This is a genomic window from Streptomyces sp. UH6, from assembly GCF_013421635.1.
GTDB classification, from domain to species: Bacteria; Actinomycetota; Actinomycetes; order Streptomycetales; family Streptomycetaceae; genus Streptomyces; species Streptomyces abyssomicinicus.
In genome coordinates this window covers 1-2505 of record NZ_JACADT010000844.1, presented here as the reverse complement: position 1 = coordinate 2505, position 2505 = coordinate 1, and the positions used below count along the sequence as shown (strand labels likewise).

The window sequence follows — 2505 nt, the reverse complement described above, 5'->3', positions numbered from 1 at the left end:
CGTCACCCGCCGCCCGCCGCCTGCCGCCCGCCTCAGTGCTGGTGGAAGATCCGCTCCCGGTACCGCTCGAACACCGCGTCGTTCCAGTCGCGGCCCCCGTCCACGTTCCCGGACCGCAGCAGCGGCGGCTCGACGCCCCGTGCGGTCAGCTCGCCGGCCGCCGTCGCCATCACGGCCTGCATGATCGCGGAGGTGACGACCGTGGAGGCGGAGGCGAACGGCGCGCCGGCCCCGTCCAGCGTCAGTTCGGCGTCCCCGACGGCGATCTTGGAGTCGATCACGACGTCGCAGTGGTCCTTGAGGAAGGTGCCCGAGGCGTGGCCCGGCGAGGTCTGCCGGGCGTAGGCGACCGAGGTCACCCCCACCACGCGCACCCCCCGCCCGCGGGCCACGGACGCCATCTCCACCGGCAGCGCGTTGCGCCCCGACAGGGAGATCACCACCAGCAGGTCCCCGGCGCGCAGCGGGGAGACGTCGAGCACCGTGGTGGCGAGCCCCTCGACCCGTTCCAGCGCGGACCCGAGGGTGGCGGGGCGCACGTCGACCCCGGTCAGCCCCGGTACCGCGAGCAGGTTCATCAGAGCCAGGCCGCCCGCCCGGTAGACCACGTCCTGCGCGGCGAGCGACGAGTGTCCCGCGCCGAACGCGAACAGCCGCCCGCCGGCGGTCACCGTGTCAGCGATCAGTTCACCGGCCGCCGTGATCGCCGCCGTCTCCTCCTCCCGCACCCGCCGCAGCAGGTCCTGCGCCGCGTCGAAGTACCGGCCGACCAGATCGTCCCCGAGACCGCTCACCGGCTCCGGCTCCCTCCTGTGTGTGGATGATCACCGTGAGGTCTGGACCACAGTGGTGTCAACGGGGGGCAACAGGGGCATCCGCCGTTGCTCAAGGGGCGGACGGGAGACGAACCGGCCTCGAACGGTTTCTCCGGCGGGGCACGGTTGTCGGCCGCATGCGTAAGAATTGGATGCGGAGTCGGCGCGCCGCCCGGAGCAGCCGGGCCGGCCGGACCGTCAAGGCTGCGCGCGGCTTATCGGCAGATGTATTGCGAGGGGCACGTATGTCCGGACTGATCGACACGACGGAGATGTATCTCCGCACCATCCTCGAGCTGGAGGAGGAAGGTGTGGTCCCCATGCGCGCCCGTATCGCCGAGAGGCTGGACCAGAGCGGTCCGACGGTCAGCCAGACGGTGGCGCGCATGGAGCGGGACGGTCTGCTCTCGGTCGCCAGCGACCGTCACCTGGAGCTGACCGACGAGGGCCGCCGGCTGGCGACGCGGGTGATGCGCAAGCACCGGCTGGCCGAGTGCCTGCTGGTGGACGTCATCGGCCTGGAGTGGGAGCAGGTGCACGCCGAGGCCTGCCGCTGGGAGCACGTGATGAGCGAGGCCGTCGAGCGCCGCGTCCTCGAGCTGCTCCGGCACCCGACGGAGTCGCCCTACGGCAACCCGATCCCCGGCCTGGACGAACTCGGCCAGGACGCCGTCGCCGACCCGTTCCTGGACGACAGCATGGTGTCGCTGGCCGACCTGGAGCCCGGTTTCGACGGCAAGACGGTGGTCGTGCGCCGGATCGGCGAGCCCATCCAGACGGACGCGCAGCTGATGTACGCGCTGCGGCGGGCCGGGGTGCAGCCCGGTTCGGTGGTCAGCGTGACCGAGTCCGCCACCGGTGTCCTGGTCGGCAGCGGCGGTGAGGCGGCGGAGCTCGACAGCGAGGTCGCCTCGCACGTCTTCGTGGCCAAGCGCTGAGACCCCCCGGCGGCCGGGGCGCCGGCTCTCCGCGGGCCGGGGCGCCGGCCCCGCGCCGCTTCCCCGTGCCCGCGCCCACGCCTGGCGGTGGCGCTCCCGTCGGGCGGTAGCGCCCTCCCACGGGGTGGCGCACAACCGGCCGCCGTGCGCCCTCTTTGCGCCGTCCGCCTTTTCAAGGTGGCTCGCCGTGGGGCAGGCTGGTGTGCGAGGCATATGACCGGAGGACCCCGCCCCGAGGGGCGACCCACGCAACGGGGCCCCGGCGCGGCCAGAGCCGTGCCGGGGCCCGTCCTCCCCTGCGCCGACCTGGAGCCCCGAGCTCCCGAGGTCGGCAGTCCCCGCGGACCCCTGTCCCCGAGTGGTCCGCCTCCCGCTCAAGATCTCCCCCTGACGACGACGGTCAATCCCCGGCCGTGGTCACTCGAACGAGGGGTGTCGGCGACATGGAACCGTGTTTTCGAATAGAGATTCGATAGTCTGCGTTGTGGGGGCGCAAAGCAGCGCACAACCGGGCAGACAGGCGTAAGGACGGGCGCGCGTCAGGGCGCGCATGGAGGGGGCACGGATGGCACGGCGGATCGACGTGACCGGAGCGGGCGGCCTGCGGCTGGTCGCCTGGGAGTTCGCCGACCCCCCGAAGCCGGCCGGGCGGGCCGGTCCGCAGGGGTCTGTCGACGAGGTGCCGGCGGTGCCCGGCGGACCCGTGGACGGGCCGCCCCGGGGGCCGGGGATCCTGTTATTGCACGGCCTGC

Annotated in this window: 2 protein-coding genes and 1 pseudogene; 2 read left to right on the top strand and 1 reads right to left on the bottom strand. The window is 73.2% G+C overall.

Features of this window, described 5'->3' with window-relative positions; all coding sequences use genetic code 11:
• Window positions 1-32: 32 nt before the first annotated feature.
• Complete coding sequence (locus HW445_RS26585; RefSeq protein ID WP_180223422.1) at window positions 33-794, bottom strand: SIS domain-containing protein; 762 nt, start codon at window positions 792-794, stop codon at window positions 33-35.
• A 266-nt stretch (window positions 795-1060) separates the two neighbouring features.
• On the opposite strand from HW445_RS26585, the gene HW445_RS26580 reads away from it, so the two are divergent.
• Both HW445_RS26580 and HW445_RS32895 read left to right on the top strand, forming a co-directional pair.
• Window positions 1061-1753, top strand: a complete 693-nt coding sequence (locus HW445_RS26580; RefSeq protein ID WP_180223421.1) for a metal-dependent transcriptional regulator — start codon at window positions 1061-1063, stop codon at window positions 1751-1753.
• A 565-nt stretch (window positions 1754-2318) separates the two neighbouring features.
• A pseudogene (locus tag HW445_RS32895) lies at window positions 2319-2505 on the top strand (alpha/beta hydrolase); the annotation flags it as partial.

What these genes read in the sequence shown, in the direction of transcription:
- HW445_RS26580 (WP_180223421.1), top strand. Translation starts at nt 1,061, where the DNA reads ATGTCCGGACTGATCGACACGACGGAGATGTATCTCCGCACCATCCTC.